The organism is Amycolatopsis sp. BJA-103 (assembly GCF_002849735.1).
Taxonomy (GTDB): domain Bacteria; phylum Actinomycetota; class Actinomycetes; order Mycobacteriales; family Pseudonocardiaceae; genus Amycolatopsis.
Map to the genome: position 1 here is coordinate 6,051,420 of NZ_CP017780.1, position 18,113 is coordinate 6,069,532.

20 protein-coding genes are annotated in these 18,113 nt (G+C 67.1%); 4 read left to right on the plus strand and 16 right to left on the minus strand.

Annotation, left to right across the window (positions count from 1 at the left end; all coding sequences use genetic code 11):
- Positions 1-66 precede the first annotated feature (66 nt).
- On the plus strand, positions 67-630 hold the full coding sequence (locus BKN51_RS26565) for a cysteine hydrolase family protein (RefSeq protein WP_101610228.1): 564 nt from the start codon (positions 67-69) through the stop codon (positions 628-630).
- A gap of 463 nt (positions 631-1,093) precedes the next feature.
- Here BKN51_RS26565 and ehuA read toward each other — a convergent pair whose 3' ends face one another.
- From ehuA to BKN51_RS26605, 8 genes are all read right to left on the minus strand, one after another.
- A complete protein-coding gene (ehuA, locus tag BKN51_RS26570; RefSeq protein ID WP_101610229.1) occupies positions 1,094-1,858 on the minus strand; it encodes an ectoine/hydroxyectoine ABC transporter ATP-binding protein EhuA in 765 nt (254 codons plus the stop codon).
- Positions 1,859-1,865: 7 nt separating this feature from the next.
- Positions 1,866-2,522: an ectoine/hydroxyectoine ABC transporter permease subunit EhuD gene (gene ehuD, locus BKN51_RS26575; RefSeq protein WP_101610230.1), complete on the minus strand. Its 657-nt coding sequence runs from the start codon at positions 2,520-2,522 to the stop codon at positions 1,866-1,868.
- Positions 2,522-3,217, minus strand: coding sequence for an ectoine/hydroxyectoine ABC transporter permease subunit EhuC (ehuC, locus tag BKN51_RS26580; RefSeq protein ID WP_101610231.1), 696 nt, complete (start codon positions 3,215-3,217; stop codon positions 2,522-2,524). The genes ehuD and ehuC overlap by 1 nt, the downstream gene beginning before the upstream one ends.
- Positions 3,218-3,230: 13 nt before the next feature.
- Positions 3,231-4,124 carry an ectoine/hydroxyectoine ABC transporter substrate-binding protein EhuB gene (gene ehuB / locus BKN51_RS26585; protein ID WP_101610232.1) on the minus strand — a complete coding sequence of 298 codons (894 nt, stop codon included), beginning with the start codon at positions 4,122-4,124 and terminating at the stop codon, positions 3,231-3,233.
- A gap of 117 nt (positions 4,125-4,241) precedes the next feature.
- Positions 4,242-6,263 (minus strand): protein meaA, encoded by a 2,022-nt coding sequence (locus BKN51_RS26590; RefSeq protein WP_101610233.1) that lies wholly within the window; start codon positions 6,261-6,263, stop codon positions 4,242-4,244.
- An 81-nt stretch (positions 6,264-6,344) separates the two neighbouring features.
- Positions 6,345-6,911 carry a hypothetical protein gene (locus tag BKN51_RS26595; RefSeq protein WP_101610234.1) on the minus strand — a complete coding sequence of 189 codons (567 nt, stop codon included), beginning with the start codon at positions 6,909-6,911 and terminating at the stop codon, positions 6,345-6,347.
- 72 nt (positions 6,912-6,983) lie between these two features.
- Positions 6,984-7,517 (minus strand): hypothetical protein, encoded by a 534-nt coding sequence (locus BKN51_RS26600; protein ID WP_101610235.1) that lies wholly within the window; start codon positions 7,515-7,517, stop codon positions 6,984-6,986.
- Between the two features lie 4 nt (positions 7,518-7,521).
- The gene (locus BKN51_RS26605; protein WP_101610236.1) at positions 7,522-8,037 is read right to left on the minus strand and encodes a hypothetical protein; all 516 of its coding nucleotides are present in this window, start codon (positions 8,035-8,037) and stop codon (positions 7,522-7,524) included.
- A 109-nt stretch (positions 8,038-8,146) separates the two neighbouring features.
- Between BKN51_RS26605 and BKN51_RS26610 the strand changes: the two genes are divergently transcribed.
- Positions 8,147-8,773 carry a LysE family translocator gene (locus BKN51_RS26610; protein ID WP_101610237.1) on the plus strand — a complete coding sequence of 209 codons (627 nt, stop codon included), beginning with the start codon at positions 8,147-8,149 and terminating at the stop codon, positions 8,771-8,773.
- Positions 8,770-9,396 carry a LysE family translocator gene (locus BKN51_RS26615; RefSeq protein WP_101610238.1) on the plus strand — a complete coding sequence of 209 codons (627 nt, stop codon included), beginning with the start codon at positions 8,770-8,772 and terminating at the stop codon, positions 9,394-9,396. Before BKN51_RS26610 ends, BKN51_RS26615 begins: the two co-directional genes overlap by 4 nt.
- A gap of 187 nt (positions 9,397-9,583) precedes the next feature.
- On the opposite strand, the gene murA is transcribed toward BKN51_RS26615, so the two are convergent.
- Positions 9,584-10,858 carry a UDP-N-acetylglucosamine 1-carboxyvinyltransferase gene (gene murA / locus BKN51_RS26620; RefSeq protein ID WP_101610239.1) on the minus strand — a complete coding sequence of 425 codons (1,275 nt, stop codon included), beginning with the start codon at positions 10,856-10,858 and terminating at the stop codon, positions 9,584-9,586.
- Positions 10,859-10,919: 61 nt separating this feature from the next.
- Here murA and BKN51_RS26625 point away from each other — a divergent pair, with 61 nt between their 5' ends.
- Complete coding sequence (locus BKN51_RS26625; RefSeq protein ID WP_101610240.1) at positions 10,920-11,492, plus strand: cob(I)yrinic acid a,c-diamide adenosyltransferase; 573 nt, start codon at positions 10,920-10,922, stop codon at positions 11,490-11,492.
- A gap of 79 nt (positions 11,493-11,571) precedes the next feature.
- On the opposite strand, the gene BKN51_RS44485 is transcribed toward BKN51_RS26625, so the two are convergent.
- From BKN51_RS44485 to atpA, 7 genes are all read right to left on the minus strand, one after another.
- A complete protein-coding gene (locus BKN51_RS44485) occupies positions 11,572-11,724 on the minus strand; it encodes a hypothetical protein (RefSeq protein WP_233222982.1) in 153 nt (50 codons plus the stop codon).
- 121 nt (positions 11,725-11,845) lie between these two features.
- Complete coding sequence (gene aroA, locus BKN51_RS26635) at positions 11,846-13,081, minus strand: 3-phosphoshikimate 1-carboxyvinyltransferase (protein WP_101610242.1); 1,236 nt, start codon at positions 13,079-13,081, stop codon at positions 11,846-11,848.
- Positions 13,082-13,112: 31 nt separating this feature from the next.
- Complete coding sequence (locus tag BKN51_RS26640) at positions 13,113-13,547, minus strand: DUF2550 domain-containing protein (RefSeq protein WP_101610243.1); 435 nt, start codon at positions 13,545-13,547, stop codon at positions 13,113-13,115.
- A 25-nt stretch (positions 13,548-13,572) separates the two neighbouring features.
- Positions 13,573-13,938 carry a F0F1 ATP synthase subunit epsilon gene (locus BKN51_RS26645; RefSeq protein WP_007028324.1) on the minus strand — a complete coding sequence of 122 codons (366 nt, stop codon included), beginning with the start codon at positions 13,936-13,938 and terminating at the stop codon, positions 13,573-13,575.
- Between the two features lie 114 nt (positions 13,939-14,052).
- Positions 14,053-15,480, minus strand: coding sequence for a F0F1 ATP synthase subunit beta (atpD, locus tag BKN51_RS26650; RefSeq protein WP_101610244.1), 1,428 nt, complete (start codon positions 15,478-15,480; stop codon positions 14,053-14,055).
- Entirely contained in the window at positions 15,480-16,418 is a 939-nt protein-coding gene (locus BKN51_RS26655; protein WP_101610245.1) for a F0F1 ATP synthase subunit gamma, read from the minus strand. The genes atpD and BKN51_RS26655 overlap by 1 nt, the downstream gene beginning before the upstream one ends.
- An 11-nt stretch (positions 16,419-16,429) precedes the next feature.
- Entirely contained in the window at positions 16,430-18,067 is a 1,638-nt protein-coding gene (atpA, locus tag BKN51_RS26660) for a F0F1 ATP synthase subunit alpha (protein ID WP_101610246.1), read from the minus strand.
- Between the last annotated feature and the right edge of the window lie 46 nt (positions 18,068-18,113).

The following is an 18,113-nucleotide window of genomic DNA, read 5'->3' on the forward strand; positions in this document are numbered from 1 at the left end:
AAAAGTACCGCATCGCGCTTCTTCTGCCACTCCCGTCCGGCCGTGGAACGCACGAAACTCGAAGCCATGACCACTGAGAACACCAAGGCCCTGCTCGTGATCGACGTCCAGCGCGGCTTCGACAAGCCCGTCTGGGGCCCGCGCAACAACCCCGGCGCGGAGGCCAACATCAAGGCGCTCGTCGACGCCTACCAGGAGCGCGGGCTGCCGATCGTGCTGGTGCACCACGACTCCGTGCGGCCCGGCTCGTCGCTCCAGCCCGGCCAGGAGGGCAACCACTTCAAGCCCGAACTCGACGGGGTGCGCGCGGACCTGGTGTTCGGCAAGAAGGTCAACTCGGCCTTCCACGGCGACATCGACCTCGACGGCTGGCTGAAGACGCGCGGCATCACGTCGTTCGTGCTCGCCGGTATCCAGACGAACTTCTGCTGCGAGACCACCGCTCGCGTCGGCGGCAACCTCGGCTACGACGTGACCTTCGCGCTCGACGCCACGTTCACCTTCGACCTCGCCGGGCCGGACGGGAGCGTCCTCACCGCCGACGAGCTCTACCGGGCGACCGCGACGAACCTGCACGGCGGCGGGTTCGCCACGGTCACCTCGACGAAGGAAATCCTCGGCAGCCTTTGAGAGTGGGGCCGCGGTGGTCGTGAATGGCGATTCGTGTTCTAGCCAAGGGCACCCTAGGTACCTACTGGATTCTGCGTGCGAGTGTTCGCGAGTTCGTGCTGCCCAGTGGCCGTGTCGCGAAAGCCACTTTCGGGACATCAGACGTCGCGAAAGTGGCTTTCGCGACACCCGGACTGGCTGGCGCGTCCCTCACGACGACTCGACCCACTACGCCACCGCCGCTCTGGCTCGCCCCTGCGGGTGTGGAGGTCGAGTTTCCTCGGCTGAGCCGAGGGCAGGGGCCCTTCACGCACCGCCGCCGTCACTGCGACTGCGGCAGGTCCGTGAAGGCCTCCTTCACTACCTTCAGAGTAGGTAAGGAGGCCTTCACGGACCTGCGACCAACTCCAGTCACAACCAGCAGGTACCTAAGGCCCCTGGCCCGAACTCGAAACGCCACTCACGAGCACGTGGTGCCGACGCCTCACGCGCGGTCGATCACGGCCTTGAGGAACCGCCGCGTCCGGTCGTGCTCCGGCTCGCTGAACAGCTTGTCCGGCGCGGCGTCCTCCAGCACCTGCCCCTGGTCGAACATCATCACCCGATCCGAAACGTCCTGCGCGAACTGCATTTCGTGCGTGACACAAAGGATCGTGATGTCCGTGGACGCGGCGATCTCGCGCAGCACGCGCAGGACGTCCGCGACCAGTTCCGGGTCGAGTGCCGAGGTGACCTCGTCCAGCAGCAGCACGTCCGGCCGCATCGCGAGCGCCCGTGCGATCGCGACGCGCTGCTGCTGGCCGCCGGAGAGCCGCGTCGGATGCGCGTTCTGCTTGTCCGAAAGCCCGACCATGTCCAGCAGGTCGACGGCTCGCGCCTCGGCCTCCTCGCGGGGGACGCCGAGCGAGTGGATCGGCGCCTCGGTGATGTTGCGCAGCACGTTCATGTTCGGGAACAGGTTGAACTGCTGGAACACCATGCCGATCCGCTTGCGGACGGTCCGCAGGTACTTCTCGTCCGCGGGCACCAGTTTCCCGCCGCGCTCCATGTGACTCAAGTGGTCACCGCAGACCTCGATGGTGCCGCCGTCGACCCGCTCCAGGGTCATCAGCAGCCGCAGGATCGTCGTCTTCCCGGACCCGCTCGGCCCGATCAGCGAAACGAATTCCCCCGGCGCGACGGTGAAATCGAGGTCCCGCAGCACGACGTGGTCGCCATAGGACTTGACCACCTGCGAGAACCGGATCATCGGGGAATCAACTGTGGGCGGCACGGCGCTCCAACCTTCTCACCAGAATCGAAGCCGGCAGGCTCACCAGCAGGAACAGCACCCCGGCCAGGGTGTACGGCTCGATGACGCGGAACGTTTCGGCGCCGACCTCCTTCGCCCGGTTGAGCACGTCGAGGACACCGATTCCCAGGAGCAGCGGGGTCTCCTTGAACATCGAGATCGTGTAGTTGCCGAGCGCGGGCAGCACCCGGGGAACCGCTTGCGGCAGGACGACCGCCGTCCACACCCGCGACCTCGGCAGGTTCAACGCGGTCGCGGCCTCCCACTGTCCTTTCGGGACGGCTTCGATCCCGGCGCGGTACACCTCGGCGGCGTAGGTCGCGTAATGCACCCCGAGCGCCACCACCCCGGTGAGGAAGGCCGACATCGTGAACCCCGTCAGCGGGGGCACCAGGTAGTAGATCGCGAACACCTGGATCAGCAACGGGGTACTGCGGACGAACTCGATGAACAGCCGGACCGCCTGGGACAGCACGGGAATCCCCGTCCGGCGGATCAGCGCGAACACCAGGCCGAGCGCGTAGCCGACCACCGAGGCGAGCAGGGTGATCTCGACGGTGACGAGAAGTCCCTCCAGCAACAGGGGAATCGAATCGAACGCGGCTTCCCAGCTCCAGTCCATCACACACCCCCCGCCGTGGCCGCCATCTTGGCGGGCGCCCTGCCGAGCCGCCGCGCCGCGATCCGTTCCAGCGTCCGCATCCCGCTCGTGATCAGCAGCGCGAGCAGGAGATAGAGCACGAGTTCGGTCCCGTAGATCCAGCCGATCTCGGCGCCGAACACCGGCCGGAGCAGTTCACCTTGCCGCGCCATCTCCGGAACGGCGATGAACGAGAGCAGGGCGGTGCTCTTCAGCAATTGGATGAACAGGTTGTTGAACGGCGGCAGCATTTCCGCGAACGCCTGCGGCAGGATCACCCGCCGCATCCGCTGGGCGGGTGTCAGATTGAGCGCGAGGGCGCCTTCGAACTGCGCCCGCGGGACGGAATTCACCGCGCCGCGGACGATCTCGGCGCCGTACGCGCCGTGATTCAGCCCGAGCACCAGGATTCCGGCGAACATCGGGACCAGCTGGAAACCCACCAGCACCGGCAGCACGAAGTACAGCCAGAACAGCTGGACGACCTCCGAGGTGCCGCGGAAGATCTCCACGTAGACCCGGGAAATCCCCCGCACGACCCGGGACGGCGATCGCAGCGCGAGCCCGGCGATCAACGCGAGCACGACGGTGACCGCGATCCCGCCGAGCGCGGCGGTGACGGTCGCGGTCAGTCCACTGAGGACGGACGTGATGATGTGCGAAACCGACGACGACATGACGTCAGCCCCGTTACACCGCGCAGAGTTTCTCGGTGGTGACACCGGTCTTCGGCAGGTTGTCCGCCGAGAACCCGAACGGCGTCACGATCTTGGTCCACTCACCGCTGTCGTGCAGTTTCTTGAGTTCGGCATTGAAAGCCTCACGCAGCGGGTTGTCGTCCTTGCGGAAGACGAACGCGCCCGCGGAGACGACCGGCTGCCCGTTCTTGATCGGATCGAAGCCGGGCGTGACTTCGGCGGCCGCGCCCGCGTTCTTCGCCAGGACGTCCTTGAGGGAGATGTCGGTGAGCGCGGCACAGTAGACCCGGCCGTCGGTGACCGCGCGGAGCATGTTGTCCTGCGAATCCAGGGTGACGATCTGGTCTTCGGCCACTCCGGAATCCGTGGCGTAGCCCTTCTCGACGGCCGCCGAGAGCACGGCGACCTTGACCTTCTTCGCGGCGATGTCCTCGAACTTCAGGATCTGCTGCGGATTTCCCTTCGGCACCAGCAAAGCGGTCAGCGCCGAGTAGTCGGGGATCGAGAAGGCGGCGGCGTCACACCGTTCCTTCTTGATGTTCATCCCGGCCGCGACGATGTCGTACTGCCTGGCGTTGAGCGCGGGAATCAGCTGGTCGAACGACACGGCGCTGGCCTCGACATTGTCGATGCCCATGGCCTTGAATACGGCGCGCGCGACTTCGGGCGCTTCTCCGGTGACCTTGCCAGTCTGATCCGTGAAACCGTAGGGTGCTTCGTTCGCGATACCGATCTTGATCTTCTTGGCGCTTTTCGCCGCCTCCAACGCGTCTCCGGACGAGGTCGACGTGCACGCGGACAACAGCACCGGACCGCCGATCGTCACCGCCCCCAGAACAGCCGACCGCCGGAAGAATTCTCGCCTCGACCACTCGCCGTGCGCCATAGCCGCACCCCTTTTCGATTAATCGGTTCAATCGAAACGTAGGTGGGCACCTTTGCCCGGGCAATGTGAGTGACTCCCTCGCCAGCCGCCGTTACGGTACCGAGATTTACGGTGACTTTACGTGCTCAGGCCGTGGCGCTCCCGCACCAATCCGACAATTCCGTCCATGATGTCGGTGAGTTCGTAGTCCTTCGGCGTGAACACCCTCGCGATCCCGCGTTCCAGCAGGAGTTTCTCGTCGTCGGGCGGGATGATGCCGCCGACGATGACCGGGATGTCGCCCGCGCCCGCGGCCTGCAATCCGTCCACGACCTGCGGCACGACCTCGAGATGCGAACCCGAGAGCACCGAAAGCCCGACCACGTGCACGCCCTCCTGGACCGCCGCCGCGACGATCTGTTCCGGGGTGAGCCGGATGCCCTGGTACACCACCTCGAAACCGACGTCGCGCGCCCGCACGGCCACCTGCTCGGCGCCGTTGGAGTGCCCGTCGAGCCCGGGTTTGCCGACCAGGATCCGCAGCCTCTCGCCGATCTCGGTGCTCGTCGTCTTGACCCTGTCGCGCACGCGGCGGATCTCCGCGTTGCCCTCGCCCGCGGCCGCCGACGCGGAAACCCCGGTGGGAGCACGGTATTCGCCGAACACCTCGCGCAGCGCCCCCGACCATTCGCCGGTGGTGACGCCGGCGCGGGCGCAGTCGATCGTGGCCTCGAACAGGTTCTCCGAGGTCTTCGCGATGGCCTTCAGCTTCTCCAGCGAAGACTCGGCGGCCGCGTTGTCGCGGTGCGCCCGCCATTCCTCGATCGCGGAGACGGCCTGCTTCTCGACGGCCGGGTCGATCGTCTCGATCGCCTTGGCACCTTCGGCTTGCAGCGGTGAGGGCTCGGTGGTCTCGAACTTGTTGACACCGACCAGGATCCGCTCGCCGTCTTCCATGCCACGCCGCAACTCGGCGAGCGAAGCGACGAGCTGGGACTTCATGTATCCGCTTTCGACGGCCGCGACAGCGCCGCCGACATCCTGCACCCGCGCGATCTCCTCGCGTGCGCCGGCCATGATCTCGTCGACCTTGGCCTGGATGACGTGCGAGCCGTCGAAGATGTCCTCGTACTCCAGCAGGTCGGTCTCGAACGCGAGCACCTGCTGCATCCGCAGCGCCCACTGCTGATCCCACGGCCGGGGCAGGCCGAGCGCCTCGTTCCACGCGGGCAACTGGATCGCGCGGGCCCTGGCGCCGCGGGAAAGCGAGACCGCGAGCATCTCCAGCACGATGCGCTGGACGTTGTTCTCCGGCTGCGCCTCGGTGAGGCCCAGCGAGTTGACCTGCACGCCGTAGCGCAGCCGCCGCGCCTTCGGATCCGTTACGCCGTAACGATCCCGGGTGATCTCGTCCCAGAGCGCGGTGAACGCGCGCATCTTCGACATCTCTTCGACGAACCGCACCCCGGCGTTGACGAAGAACGAGATCCGCGCGACCACCTTGGCCATGTCGGCCTGCTCGACCTGCCCGGAATCCCGGACGGCGTCGAGGACGGCGATGGCGGTGCACAACGCGTACGCGACCTCTTGCGTCGGCGTCGCGCCCGCTTCCTGCAGGTGGTAACTGCAGATGTTGATCGGGTTCCACTTCGGCACGTGGTGCACGGTCCACGCGATCATGTCGGTGATCAGGCGGAGGCTCGGGCCCGGCGGGAAGATGTAGGTGCCGCGGGAGAGGTATTCCTTGATGATGTCGTTCTGCGTGGTGCCGGTGAGCTTGGCGAGCACCTCGTCGACGTCGCGCCCCTCGGCTTCGGCCTGCTCGCGCGCCACGGAGACGTAGAGCGCCAGCAGCCACATGGCGGGCGCGTTGATCGTCATCGACGTGTTGGCCTCGGCGAGCGGGATGCCGTCGAAGAGGCGCCGCATGTCACCGAGGTGCGAAACCGGGACACCGACCTTGCCGACCTCGCCCTTGGACAGCTGGTGATCCGGGTCGTAGCCGGTCTGCGTCGGCAGATCGAACGCGACGGAGAGACCGGTCTGGCCCTTGGCGAGGTTGCGGCGGTACAGCTCGTTGGACGCGGCCGCGGACGAGTGGCCCGCGTAGGTCCGCATCACCCAGGGGCGGTCCCGCTCACGATCCGTGGGATAGGGCACGGTGCACCTCCGGCACTGGACGACCGCTTGAGTGTACCGGCCGGTAACATCTGCCGCGCAGTTGAATCGGACACAGTCGGGTCATTCTCCGACGGCCGACTGCTGGCGCTGTCGTGCCTCGTCAACGGCTTTCGCGAGCTTTTCCCGCACTTTCGCCACCTCGCTGACACCCACAAGGATGACCGGCGGCTTGCGGTCCTTCCCGGAACCCGCGCCGAAGTTCGCCGACGCCCACGCCAGCACACCGAGCCTGCCGAAGGTGATCGTCCCGGTCTTGCCGGGGCCCGGGGTGACGACGGGATCCGCCAGTCCGGCCAGCTCCGCGGACTCCTCCTTGCGGCGGAACAGGGAACTGGTCGCGATGACCCGGCCGTCCGTCACCGCGTAGGTGGTCGAGGCGAGCCTGAGATAGCGGATCAACGGCCTGCCGGCGAGATGGAACACGCCCGCGACGGTGAGCACGATCCACGCGACCGTGTGGAAGGCCGTTTCGTGGTTGTAGAAGAAGAACAAGGTGACGGCGCCCAGCCAGAGCAGACCGAAGGGGACGTTGAAGTAGTCGCCGGGATTGAAGAGGGGCCTGCGCACCGGAGTCCCGGCCCAGATGACCCGTTCGCCCGGAAGGAGGTCGATCTGCCCCTCATGCATGGCACCGCACACTACCCGTCCGCGAGGCGGGCGACAGTGTCCGTTCGTCGGTTGCCTTCGGGCCGAACGGACCTAGCGGGCTTCCCGCTGGACGGAGTCGATCAGGTCGCGGACCACCGCCGGATGCTCGATGTTCAGCAGTTCCGGGTACTTCGGATTCAGGCCCACGTCGGACCAGGACTGGTCCATCCATCCCCTTCCGGTCGTCTGGACGAAGTCCGCGGGGGCGAGGTTGAAGCAGACCGTCCCGGAGCCGTCCGGGTTCTCGCGGACGTACGGCGGGCCGAGGTCCGTCAGGTAGTGGGCCACCGCTTGTTTCCCCTTCGTCCAGACCATGACGCGCCGATCGGTGATCCCGTACGAAGCCGTCCGCGACGCGGTGTACCGGAGGACCGGCCTGCCGAGCCAGAGACCGGCGATCAGCAGGAGCAAGCCCCAGAGGAAGGGTGGGAACCCGTCGCGCAAACCACCAAAAACTACGCAACTGATGACCACGAAAGCGGGAAGCAAGATCAAGTCGTTCTTGACCAGCAACGGGATCCGCTGCGGCTTGCCGGACCACAGCAGGCGCTCGCCCGGTAGCAGATCGGCGTCGATGCGTTCCATCGCGCTACCTCGCCTGATGCTGGGCCGTGGCGATCAGGTCGCGGACGCGGCGCGCGTCGTCGATCCCGACCAGCTCCGGAAGCGACGACTCGGCTTCCTGGGATTTCTTGCCTCCCAGGAAGCCGGCCAGCAGACCACCGCCGCCGAAGGTGATGGTGCCGGTTCCGTTCGCGTGCTCCGCCAGCTGCGGCGGCCCCAGGTCGCTCAGGTAGCACGACGTGACATCGGCTCCCTTTCGCCGGACCACGACACGCCGATCGGTCACCACGAACGAACTCGACCGCGTCTTGAAGTACCGGGTGATCATCTGGCCGATCCAGAGCAGCACGATCACCGTCGGCGCCACGTAGACGAACAGCGGCGAAGAATTGGTCTGTGACGTCATGTAGACCCAGAAGCCGACGAACAGCAGCCCAGGCACGATGAACAGGTCACTCTTCTCGACGGCCGGAACGCTCTTCGGCACGCCTTCCCAAAGCAGGCTTTCACCGGGCAACAGCCCCGTATCCCCCAGATACATGAGCGGACGATAAGCCCACTTCATCCCGCTGAACAGGGCTTTGCCGGAATTGTGACTGTGACCGAAATCCGCGAGACGCGCCCGTGCCCGGCGTCTAGCGTGGGCAAGCGTGACCTGGAGTTCTTACAGCAGATATCTGCTCATCGTCGTCTTGATCGTCCTCGCACCGGGGCCGGACACGATGGTGATGCTCAAGAACTCGCTGTCCGGCGGCAACCGTGGCGGATTACTGGCGACGGCCGGGATCTTCGTGGCCAACTCCGTCCAGGGCACCGCCGCCGCGCTCGGCCTCGGCGTCGTCATCGCGCAGTCACAGCCGGTGTTCGTGACGCTCAAGTGGGTCGGCGCCGCCTACCTGGTCTTCCTCGGTTTCCAGGCGCTGCGCGGCGCGTGGCGGGGTGACTACTCCGGCCTCGCGTCGGTGAAGCAGCAACGGTCGAGCGGGTTCCGCCGCTTCCGTGAAGGCTTCCTCTCCAACATCACCAACCCGAAGGTCCTCGTGCTGTACCTGTCGGTGCTCCCGCAGTTCCTCGACCCGGTGAAGACCTCCGCGTGGGACGCGCTGCTGCTCGCCTACACCGTGGCCGTGCTGGGCGCGATCTGGCTGTTGATGCTGCTGTTCTTCGTGCACCGCGTGCGGACCTGGCTGGAGCGGCGCAAGGTCCGCCGCGCGCTCGACGGCGTCACCGGCACCGCGCTGGTCGGTTTCGGCGCGGCTTTGGCGTTCGAGTCATGACCTGGGGCGTCTACGGCGGTTTCGCGCTGATGATGCTGGCGCTGGCCCTCGTCCCCGGCCCGGACAACATGGTGGTGCTGAAGAACGCGCTCTCCGGCGGGATCCGCGGTGGCGGCTGGGCCTGCTTCGGCATCGGCGTCGCGAACCTCGCGCAGGCGACGGCGGCCGCGCTCGGGCTCGGCGCCGTCATCATGAACTCGCGTCCGGTGTTCGAGGCCGTGAAGTGGGCCGGTGCGGCTTACCTCTGCTACCTCGGGATCCGGGCGCTGATCGGCGCCTTCCGCGGCGACTACGGGCGGCTCGCCGAAACCGCGGCCGCCCGGCGAGGCGGATTCCGGCGCTGGCGCGAAGGCTTCCTCTCCAACGTCACCAATCCGAAGGTCCTCGTGCTGTACCTGTCGGTGCTGCCGCAATTCCTGACCCCGGGCGTCACCGGCACCGGTGACGCCCTGCTGCTGGCCTACACGATCGCGGCGGCCGGGACCTTCGCCCAGCTTCTGCTGCTGTTCTTCGTACACCGCGTGCGGGCCTGGATGGAACGACGCAAGGTCCGCCGCGTGCTCGACGGCGTCACCGGAACCGCTCTGGTCGGTTTCGGCGCCGCGCTCGTGTTGGAAGGCTAGGCCCGCTCGGGTGGTCGTCACAGCCCACCCTTACTTGAAGTACATGAAGGCCCCCTTCCTTGCGTCTAGCGCAAGGAAGGGGGCCTTCATGTACTTCGGCACGGGATGACGGCGGTCGCAGAGTCCGTGAAGGCCTCCTCCGCTACCTTCAGCGTAGGCAAGGAGGCCTTCACGGACCGGATTGCTGCTAGGCCCGCTCGGGTTCGCCCGAGACCCGCTCGATGCGGGCACCGAGCCGGTTCAGGTTCTCCACGAAATGCGGGTAGCCGCGGTCGATGTGGAAGACGTCCCAGACCTCGGTGACGCCGTCCGCGCACAGCCCTGCCAGCACCAGCCCGGCCCCGGCGCGGATGTCCGCCGCCCACACCGGCGCGCTGGAGAGCCTCTCCACGCCGCGGACGACGGCGTGGTGCCCGTCGGTGCGCGCGTCGCCGGAGAGCCGCATCATCTCTTCGATGAACCGGAAGCGGGCCTCGTAGATGTTCTCCGTGATCATCGAGGTGCCTTCGGACACCGCCGACAGCGCCACCGCGAACGGCTGCAGGTCGGTCGCGAAGCCGGGGTACGGCAGCGTCACCCAGTCGACCGCCTTCGGGCGCTCGTTCTGGACGATGCGGAAACCTTCGCCGTCGAACGTCTCGACCTCGGCGCCCGCCAGGCGGAGCTTGTCGAGGACCAGGTCGAGGTAGTGCGGGTTGACGCCGCGGACGGTCAGGTCGCCCCGGGTCATCGCGGCGGCGAACGCCCAGGTCGCGCCGACGATCCGGTCGCCGATCACGCGGTGCTCGGTGGGGTTGAGCTTCTCGACGCCCTCGACGGTGAGGGTCGAGGTGCCCGCGCCTTCGACCTTCGCGCCCATCTCGGTCAGCATCGTGCAGATGTCGACGATCTCGGGCTCGCGCGCGGCGTTGTCGATGACCGTGGTGCCCTCGGCGAGCACGGCGGCCATCAGGATGTTCTCGGTGGCGCCGACGCTCGGGAAGTCCAGCCAGATCTGCGCGCCGCGCAGGCCGTCGGCCTTCGCCACGACGCAGCCGTGCTCGATGGTGCTGGTGGCGCCCAGCTTGCGCAGGCCGTTCTGGTGCATGTCCAGCGGCCGGGAGCCGATGGCGTCACCACCCGGCAGCGCCACGACGGCCTGCTTGAGCCGTCCGACCAGCGGGCCCAGCACGCAGACCGACGCGCGCAGCTTGCCCATCGCGGCCGAATCGGCTCGGTGGGACAGTTCGGCGGGAGTGGTGATCTTGGCGGTGTCGCCGTCGATGACGACGTCGCAGCCGACACTGCGCAGGACGTCGCCCATCAGCGGGACGTCCAGGATCTGGGGGCAGTTCGTGATGGTCGTCGTGCCCTCGGCCAACAGGGCCGCGGCCATCAGTTTCAGGACGCTGTTCTTCGCTCCGACCACGTCGACCTCGCCGACCAGCCGTGCTCCGCCGTGCACGTCGAAGTGCTCGCTCATGGGCGCCAATCATGCCCTCTCGCCCGGATTTGCCTTACGCCGGGCCGGTAGAGTCGGCTTCATGGTCGTTCGCATCAACCGCGTTTACACGAAGGTCGGCGACAACGGCACCACGGCACTCGGCGACGGCTCCCGCGTGCCGAAGACGTCGCCGCGGCTGGCCGCGTACGCCGACGTCGACGAAGCCAACTCCGTCATCGGGCTCGCGCTCGCGATGGGCGGTCTCTCCGGGGAAATCGCCGATGTCCTGCGTGGGATCCAGAACGATCTCTTCGACGTCGGCGCGGATCTGTGCGCGCCGATCGTGGAGAACCCGCCGTACGAGCCGCTGCGCATCACCGAGCGGTACATCGAACGGCTGGAAGGCTGGTGCGACGAGTTCAACGAGCGCGTGCCGAAGCTGACGTCGTTCATCCTGCCGGGTGGTACCCCGGGGGCGGCGTTCCTGCACCAGGCGCGCACCGTCGCGCGGCGGGCCGAGCGCTCGGGCTGGGCGCTGTTCGAGGCCGAGCAGGACACCACCAATCAGCTGGCGATCAAGTACCTGAACCGGCTTTCGGATCTGCTGTTCATCCTGTCGCGACTGGCCAATCCGGACGGCGACATCCTGTGGCAGCCCGGCGGCGCGAGCTGAAGGACGCTTTCCCCACGTCAGACACCGTGAAGGACGCTTTCCCCACGTCTGACGCGGGGAAAGCGTCCTTCAGCTCCGGTCAGCCTTGTTCCCGTGTCGCCCAATAGCGCTCGAGGTCGACGTCGGGCGTGCCGTCCTTGCCCGGGTCGATCGCCTTCATCGTGATCGTGTCCTCCAGGGACACGGACTCGGGAAGGTGGCTCCAGCGGTTCGTGTCCTCGCTCTGAGTCATACGCCGAGAATAGACGGGGATCACGTTCACAGCCCGGTAGAAATGCCGGTCGGTGAAGATCTCATGTTCGCTTCGCTTCCCCACTCCCACCGCGACTAGAGGACTAATTGCGGTGGAAAGCTCACAGCCCCCAGGAGGCGCGGAGCGAAGCGAGAGCGTCGTGGAACCCGGGAAAGGTCTTCTTCACGCACCCCGGATCGTCCAGCGTGATCCCCGGCGTCCGCAGCCCGGTGACACTGAACGCCATCGCGATCCGGTGATCCCGCCGGCACCGCATGAGCGCCCCCGAAGGCGTGGCAGGCTGGATCTCGATCCAGTCCCGCCCGGTCTCCACCGGGACGCCCATCGCGCGCAGGTTCTCCTCGCACGCCGCGAGCCGGTCGCATTCCTTGATCCGCGTGTTGTAGACGTCCTCGATCCGCACCGGCCCGTCCGCGAACGGCGCGATGGCCGCGAGCGTCGGCACCGTGTCGGAGATGTCGCGCATGTTCACCGTGACGCCGCGCAGCCCGCCCGTTCCGGTCACGGTGACGGCGTCCGGGCCGACCTCGACGTCCGCGCCCATCTGCCGCAGGACCTCGACGAAGGCCAGATCCCCTTGCAGAGCGCCTTCGCCAAGGCCCGGCACGGTCACCGACTGCCCGGTCAAGGCCGCCGCCGCGAAGAAGTAGCTCGACGTCGAAGCGTCGGGTTCGATCTCATAGCGGCACGCTTGGTACGGCGTGGGCGGCACGACGAACGTGTCGCCGTCCCGGACGACCTCGACGCCGAAGCGCCGCATCATCGCGATGGTGATCTCGACGTAGGGCACCGAAACGAGGTCGGTCACGGTGATCCGCAGTCCTTCGGTGGCCAGCGGCCCGACCAGCAGCAGCGCGGTCAGGAACTGCGAAGACAGCCCCGCGTCCAGTGTCAGGTCCCCGCCTTTGATCCCGGCGGCCCGCACCACCAGCGGGTGATGCCCCGGCTCGCCTTCGAAGGTGAGGTCGACGCCCAGTTCCAGCAGCGCGTCGGTGAGCGGCCCCAGCGGCCGGGCGCGCATCTGCTCGGAGGCGTCGAAGCGGAAGGTCCCGTGGCCGGCGGCGGCCAGGGCGGGGAGGAAGCGCGCGGTGGTGGCGCCGTCGCGGCAGAAGACGTCCGCGCTGTCGACGGCGGGACCCTCTGGCCTGCCCTCGATGGTCCACTCGCCGGAGGTGCGGGATACCTGATAGCCGAGCTTGAGGAGGCCCTCGGCGAAGCCCTCGGAGTCATCCGAACTCAGTGGCCTGCTCAGCACGGTCTCACCGTGGGCGGCGGCCGCGAGGAACAGGCCTCGGGCGGTGATCGACTTCGAACCGGGGATGTCGACGATGGTCACGCCGCGAGCATACGGCGTTTCCGGAACCGATTCAGGAAGCGCGCGGGAGGCGCCTGCCCGGAGGAGCGGACTCCAGCCAGGAGAGGAAGCCGGTGAGGGCGCCGGGGCCCATCGCGATCTCGATCGCCTCCTGCGTGGCCGACTCACAGCGCAGGACGATCGAACCTTCGGGGACGGCGTACGCCTCCGTACCGGAGGGATCGCGACGGTCCGCGATCTCCATACTCGCCCGTTGGAACACCCGGTCCGGGCCGGTCCGCAGGCTCCACACCCGGAACCAGACGAACTCGTCACCCTCGTAGCGGCCCAGCCCGAGATGCCAGCTGGACCGCGCCTCGTCCGGACGCCACCGCAGCGCGACGCTCACGCCACCACCGCGGCGCATCCGGACCCATCGCAACGAATACCAGGCCGCGAAAACGGCCAGGATGGTCAGGGCCCCGAGAACACCCACGGCGATTTCCACGGCCCGGCCCCTGCCCGATTCCCGGTCAGACCGACTGACCGGCCGCGCGGAGCTGGGCGGTTGCCCTAGCCCGCTCTTGCTCGTCTTCGCCGCTCAACGCCTTCTTGGCCGCGTCGACGTCGATCTCGTGCGAAAGTTCCGCGCTCTCGGCGAGGATGCTCACGCCGGTCGCGGTGACCGACAGGAAGCCGCCGTGCACCGCGGCGGTCACGGTCTCGCCGTCCGTGGTCGTCACCTTCACGACGCCGCCCTCGACGAGCTGGCCGAGAACCGGCTCGTGACCGGCCATGATGCCGATCTCGCCCTCGGTGGTCTGGGCCACCACGAACGTGGCGGTACCGGACCAGAGACGGCGCTCGACGGCTACCAGCTCGACAGAAATCTCAGCCACGTAGCTTCCCTTCACCTCAGGTGCTGCCACCGAGTGTAATAGTCAAGGTTCCATCTATGCGAACGGCGGGACCAGCGTCCACAGTAGACACTGATCCCGCCGCTCATCGGAACATCACTTTTTGGTGATTTCCTTGTACTTCTTCTCGAGGTCTTCGAGGCCACCGATACCCAGGAACGCCTGCTCCGGGTAGTGGTCGAAGTCGCCCTTGGTGATGCGGTCGAAGGACTCGATGGTCTCCGACAGCGGCACGGTCGAGCCCGGGATCTGCGTGAACGCCTCGGCGACCAGCATGTTCTGCGACAGGAACCGCTCGATGCGGCGCGCGCGCTGAACGGTCAGCTTGTCTTCTTCCGACAGCTCGTCCATACCGAGGATCGCGATGATGTCCTGCAGTTCCTTGTACTTCTGCAGGATCCGGATGACCTCGGAGGCCACGCGGTAGTGGTCCTCACCGACGATGGCCGGGTCGAGAATGGTCGACGTCGACGCCAGCGGGTCCACCGCCGGGAAGATGCCCTTCTGGAACACGCCACGCGAAAGCTCCGTGGTGGCGTCCAGGTGGGCGAACGTCGTGGCCGGGGCCGGGTCGGTGTAGTCGTCCGCGGGGACGTAGATCGCCTGCATCGAGGTGATCGAACGACCACGGGTCGAGGTGATCCGCTCCTGGAGCTGACCCATCTCGTCCGCCAGCGTCGGCTGGTAACCCACGGCCGAAGGCATACGGCCCAGCAGGGTCGACACCTCGGAACCGGCCTGGGTGAACCGGAAGATGTTGTCGATGAAGAGCAGCACGTCCTGGTTCTGCACATCGCGGAAGTACTCCGCCATGGTCAGCGCGGACAGCGCGACCCGCATACGGGTGCCCGGCGGCTCGTCCATCTGACCGAAGACGAGGGCGGTGTCGTTGATGACGCCGTCCTCGGACATCTCCAGGAAGAGGTCGTTGCCCTCACGGGTGCGCTCGCCGACACCGGCGAACACCGAGGTACCACCGAAGTTCCGGGCGACACGGGTGATCATCTCCTTGATGAGCACCGTCTTGCCGACGCCGGCACCGCCGAACAGGCCGATCTTGCCACCCTCGACGTACGGGGTCAGCAGGTCGACGACCTTGAGGCCGGTCTCCAGCATCTTCGTCTTGCCTTCGAGCTGGTCGAAGGAAGGCGGGTTGCGGTGGATGCCCCAGCGCTCGAGGTCGTCGCCGTAGCCGGGCTCGTCGAGGCACTCGCCGAGCGCGTTGTAGACGTGGCCCTTGACCTTGTCGCCCACCGGGACGGTGATGGGGCCACCGGTGTTGGTGACCTCGGCGCCACGCACCAGGCCGTCCTGCGGCTGGAGCGAGATGGTGCGGACGAGGTTGTCACCGAGGTGGCTGGCGACCTCGAGGGTCACCGTCTTGCGCAGCTGCTCGAACTCGATTTCGACCTTGAGCGCGTTGAACTGGTCGGGAACGGCACCGCGCGGGAACTCGACGTCGACGACCGGGCCGGTCACCGAGACGATGCGCCCCTTGGCACGCGGGGTTTCAGTACTGGTCATCAGTCATCACTTCCTGCTGCGGTCAGCGCGTTCGCGCCACCGACGATTTCGGAGATCTCCTGGGTGATCTGCGCCTGGCGGGCCTGGTTCGCCTCCCGCGTCAGCGTGTTCACCAGATCGTTCGCGTTGTCCGACGCCGCCTTCATCGCGGTACGGCGAGCGGCGAGTTCGGACGCGGCCGACTCGAGCATCGCCGCGAAGATCCGCGTGTTGATGTACTTCGGCAGCAAAGCGGAGAGCAGCTTCTCGGCGCTGGGCTCGAACTCGTAGCTCGGGAGCAGGCTGTCGGGCTTCTCTTCGTCACCCTCGGTGTACTCGACCTCGAGCGGCGCGACGCGCTTGGCGGTCGGACGCTGGGTGAGCATCGAGACGAACTCGGTGTAGACGACGTGGATCTCGTCGACACCCAGGATGCCGTCGGCGTTGCCCGCCTCGTCGTCGGCGCCGTTCAGGAACGACTCGACGATGAGCTCTCCGGCTGTCGAGGCGTTGACGTAACCGGGCTGGTCGGAGAACCCCGTCCAGCCTTCGGTCACCTCGCGGCCGCGGAACCGGTAGTAGCTCAGGCCCTTGTTGCCGGTCACGTACAGCACCGGCTCCTTGCCCTGCTGGCGCAGCAGCGTCAGGAGCTCCTCGGTCGCCTTCAGCACGTTGGAGTTGTATCCACCGCACTGGCCCTTGTCGCTGGTGATCACGAGGACCGCCGCGCGCTTCGCGTTGGGGCGCTCGACCAGCAACGGGTGGTCGAGGTTGGACGAGGCGCTGGCCAACGCGGAGAGCACGTTCGTGATCTCGTCCGCGTAGGGGCGCGACGCCGCGACCTTCGCCCGCGCCTTGGTGATGCGCGCGGTGGCGATGAGCTCCATCGCCTTGGTGATCTTGCCGATGGACTTGGTCGCCTTGATGCGCGACCGGAGTTCTCGGAGTTGTGCGGCCATGAGCTACCAGCTCACTTCTTCGGTGCGGGCTTGTTGACCTTGACGGTCTCCTGCCCGACCTTCTCGGCGTCCATGGCGTCGGAGACCTCGACCAGGCTCTTGCCCTCGGCGGTGGTGAACTCCTTCTTGAACTCGTTCACCGCGTCGACCAGCCCGGAAGCGGTCTCGTCGGAGAACTTGCCCGACTCGCGGATGTCCTTGAGGAGCTCGCCGTGCTTGCGACGGGCGGAGTCGATGAACTCGTCGCGGAAGCGGCGCACGTCCTCGGTCGGGACCGAGTCGAAGTGCCCGTTGGTACCGAGGTACACCGTGACGACCTGCTCCTCGACCGGGATCGGGGAGTACTGCGGCTGCTTGAGCACCTCGTACAGGCGGACGCCACGCTCGAGCTGCGCCTTCGACGCGTCGTCGAGGTCCGAAGCGAAGGCCGCGAAGGCCTCCAGCTCGCGGTACTGCGACAGGTCGATACGGAGCGAACCCGAGACCTGCTTCATCGCCTTGACCTGCGCGGCACCACCCACGCGGGAAACCGAGATACCCACGTCGATGGCCGGGCGCTGACCGGCGTTGAAGAGGTCCGACTGGAAGAAGCACTGACCGTCGGTGATCGAAATGACGTTGGTCGGGATGTAGGCCGACACGTCGTTCGCCTTGGTCTCGATGATCGGGAGACCGGTCAGCGAGCCCGCGCCCAGCTCGTCCGAGAGCTTGGCGCAACGCTCGAGGAGACGGGAGTGCAAGTAGAAGACGTCGCCGGGGAAGGCTTCACGGCCCGGCGGGCGACGCAGCAGCAGCGAGATCGCGCGGTACGCGTCGGCCTGCTTGGTCAGGTCGTCGAACACGATGAGGACGTGCTTGCCCTCGTACATCCAGTGCTGGCCGATGGCCGAACCGGTGTACGGCGCGATCCACTTGAAGCCGGCGGAGTCCGACGCGGGGGCCGCGACGATGGTGGTGTACTCCATCGCGCCGGCGTCCTCGAGGGACTTCTTCACGGCCGCGATCGTGGAGCCCTTCTGGCCGACGGCGACGTAGATGCAGCGAACCTGCTTCTTCGGGTCGCCGGTCTCCCAGTTGGCCTTCTGGTTGATGATCGTGTCCACCGCGACGGCCGTCTTACCGGTCTTGCGGTCACCGATGATCAGCTGACGCTGGCCACGGCCGATCGGGGTCATCGCGTCGATGGCGGTGATACCGGTCTGCAGCGGCTCGGCCACCGGCTGGCGCTCGACCACCGAAGCGGCCTTGACCTCCAGCGGGCGACGCTCGGTGGTCTCGATCTCGCCGAGCCCGTCGATCGGGGCGCCCAGCGGGTTCACCACGCGGCCGAGGTAGCCCTCGCCGACCGGGACCGAGAGGACCTGGCCGGTGCGCTTGACCTGCTGGCCTTCGACGACCGTCTCGAAGTCACCGAGGATCGCGGCACCGATGGAGCGCGCGTCCAGGTTCAGCGCGACGCCGAGGACCCCGCCGGGGAACTCGAGCAGCTCGTTGGCCATCGCCGAGGGAAGGCCCTCGATGTGGGCGATACCGTCACCGGCGTCGACGACGACGCCGACCTCTTCCCGGCTCACGTCCGGGGCGTAACTCGAGACGTAGTTCTCGATCGCGCTACGGATCTCATCCGAGGAGATCGTCAGCTCCGCCATTTCAATCCCGCTCTCGCTTCGTTCGTGCCAGTGTGCAAAGTCGTTG

What these genes read in the sequence shown, in the direction of transcription:
- ehuB (WP_101610232.1), bottom strand. Translation starts at nt 4,124, where the DNA reads ATGGCGCACGGCGAGTGGTCGAGGCGAGAATTCTTCCGGCGGTCGGCT.
- murA (WP_101610239.1), bottom strand. Translation starts at nt 10,858, where the DNA reads ATGAGCGAGCACTTCGACGTGCACGGCGGAGCACGGCTGGTCGGCGAG.
- BKN51_RS26615 (WP_101610238.1), top strand. Translation starts at nt 8,770, where the DNA reads ATGACCTGGGGCGTCTACGGCGGTTTCGCGCTGATGATGCTGGCGCTG.
- BKN51_RS26625 (WP_101610240.1), top strand. Translation starts at nt 10,920, where the DNA reads ATGGTCGTTCGCATCAACCGCGTTTACACGAAGGTCGGCGACAACGGC.
- BKN51_RS26605 (WP_101610236.1), bottom strand. Translation starts at nt 8,037, where the DNA reads ATGTATCTGGGGGATACGGGGCTGTTGCCCGGTGAAAGCCTGCTTTGG.
- BKN51_RS26565 (WP_101610228.1), top strand. Translation starts at nt 67, where the DNA reads ATGACCACTGAGAACACCAAGGCCCTGCTCGTGATCGACGTCCAGCGC.
- BKN51_RS26600 (WP_101610235.1), bottom strand. Translation starts at nt 7,517, where the DNA reads ATGGAACGCATCGACGCCGATCTGCTACCGGGCGAGCGCCTGCTGTGG.
- atpA (WP_101610246.1), bottom strand. Translation starts at nt 18,067, where the DNA reads ATGGCGGAGCTGACGATCTCCTCGGATGAGATCCGTAGCGCGATCGAG.
- BKN51_RS26655 (WP_101610245.1), bottom strand. Translation starts at nt 16,418, where the DNA reads ATGGCCGCACAACTCCGAGAACTCCGGTCGCGCATCAAGGCGACCAAG.
- BKN51_RS44485 (WP_233222982.1), bottom strand. Translation starts at nt 11,724, where the DNA reads ATGACTCAGAGCGAGGACACGAACCGCTGGAGCCACCTTCCCGAGTCC.
- ehuC (WP_101610231.1), bottom strand. Translation starts at nt 3,217, where the DNA reads ATGTCGTCGTCGGTTTCGCACATCATCACGTCCGTCCTCAGTGGACTG.
- atpD (WP_101610244.1), bottom strand. Translation starts at nt 15,480, where the DNA reads ATGACCAGTACTGAAACCCCGCGTGCCAAGGGGCGCATCGTCTCGGTG.
- ehuA (WP_101610229.1), bottom strand. Translation starts at nt 1,858, where the DNA reads ATGATCCGGTTCTCGCAGGTGGTCAAGTCCTATGGCGACCACGTCGTG.
- ehuD (WP_101610230.1), bottom strand. Translation starts at nt 2,522, where the DNA reads ATGGACTGGAGCTGGGAAGCCGCGTTCGATTCGATTCCCCTGTTGCTG.
- BKN51_RS26595 (WP_101610234.1), bottom strand. Translation starts at nt 6,911, where the DNA reads ATGCATGAGGGGCAGATCGACCTCCTTCCGGGCGAACGGGTCATCTGG.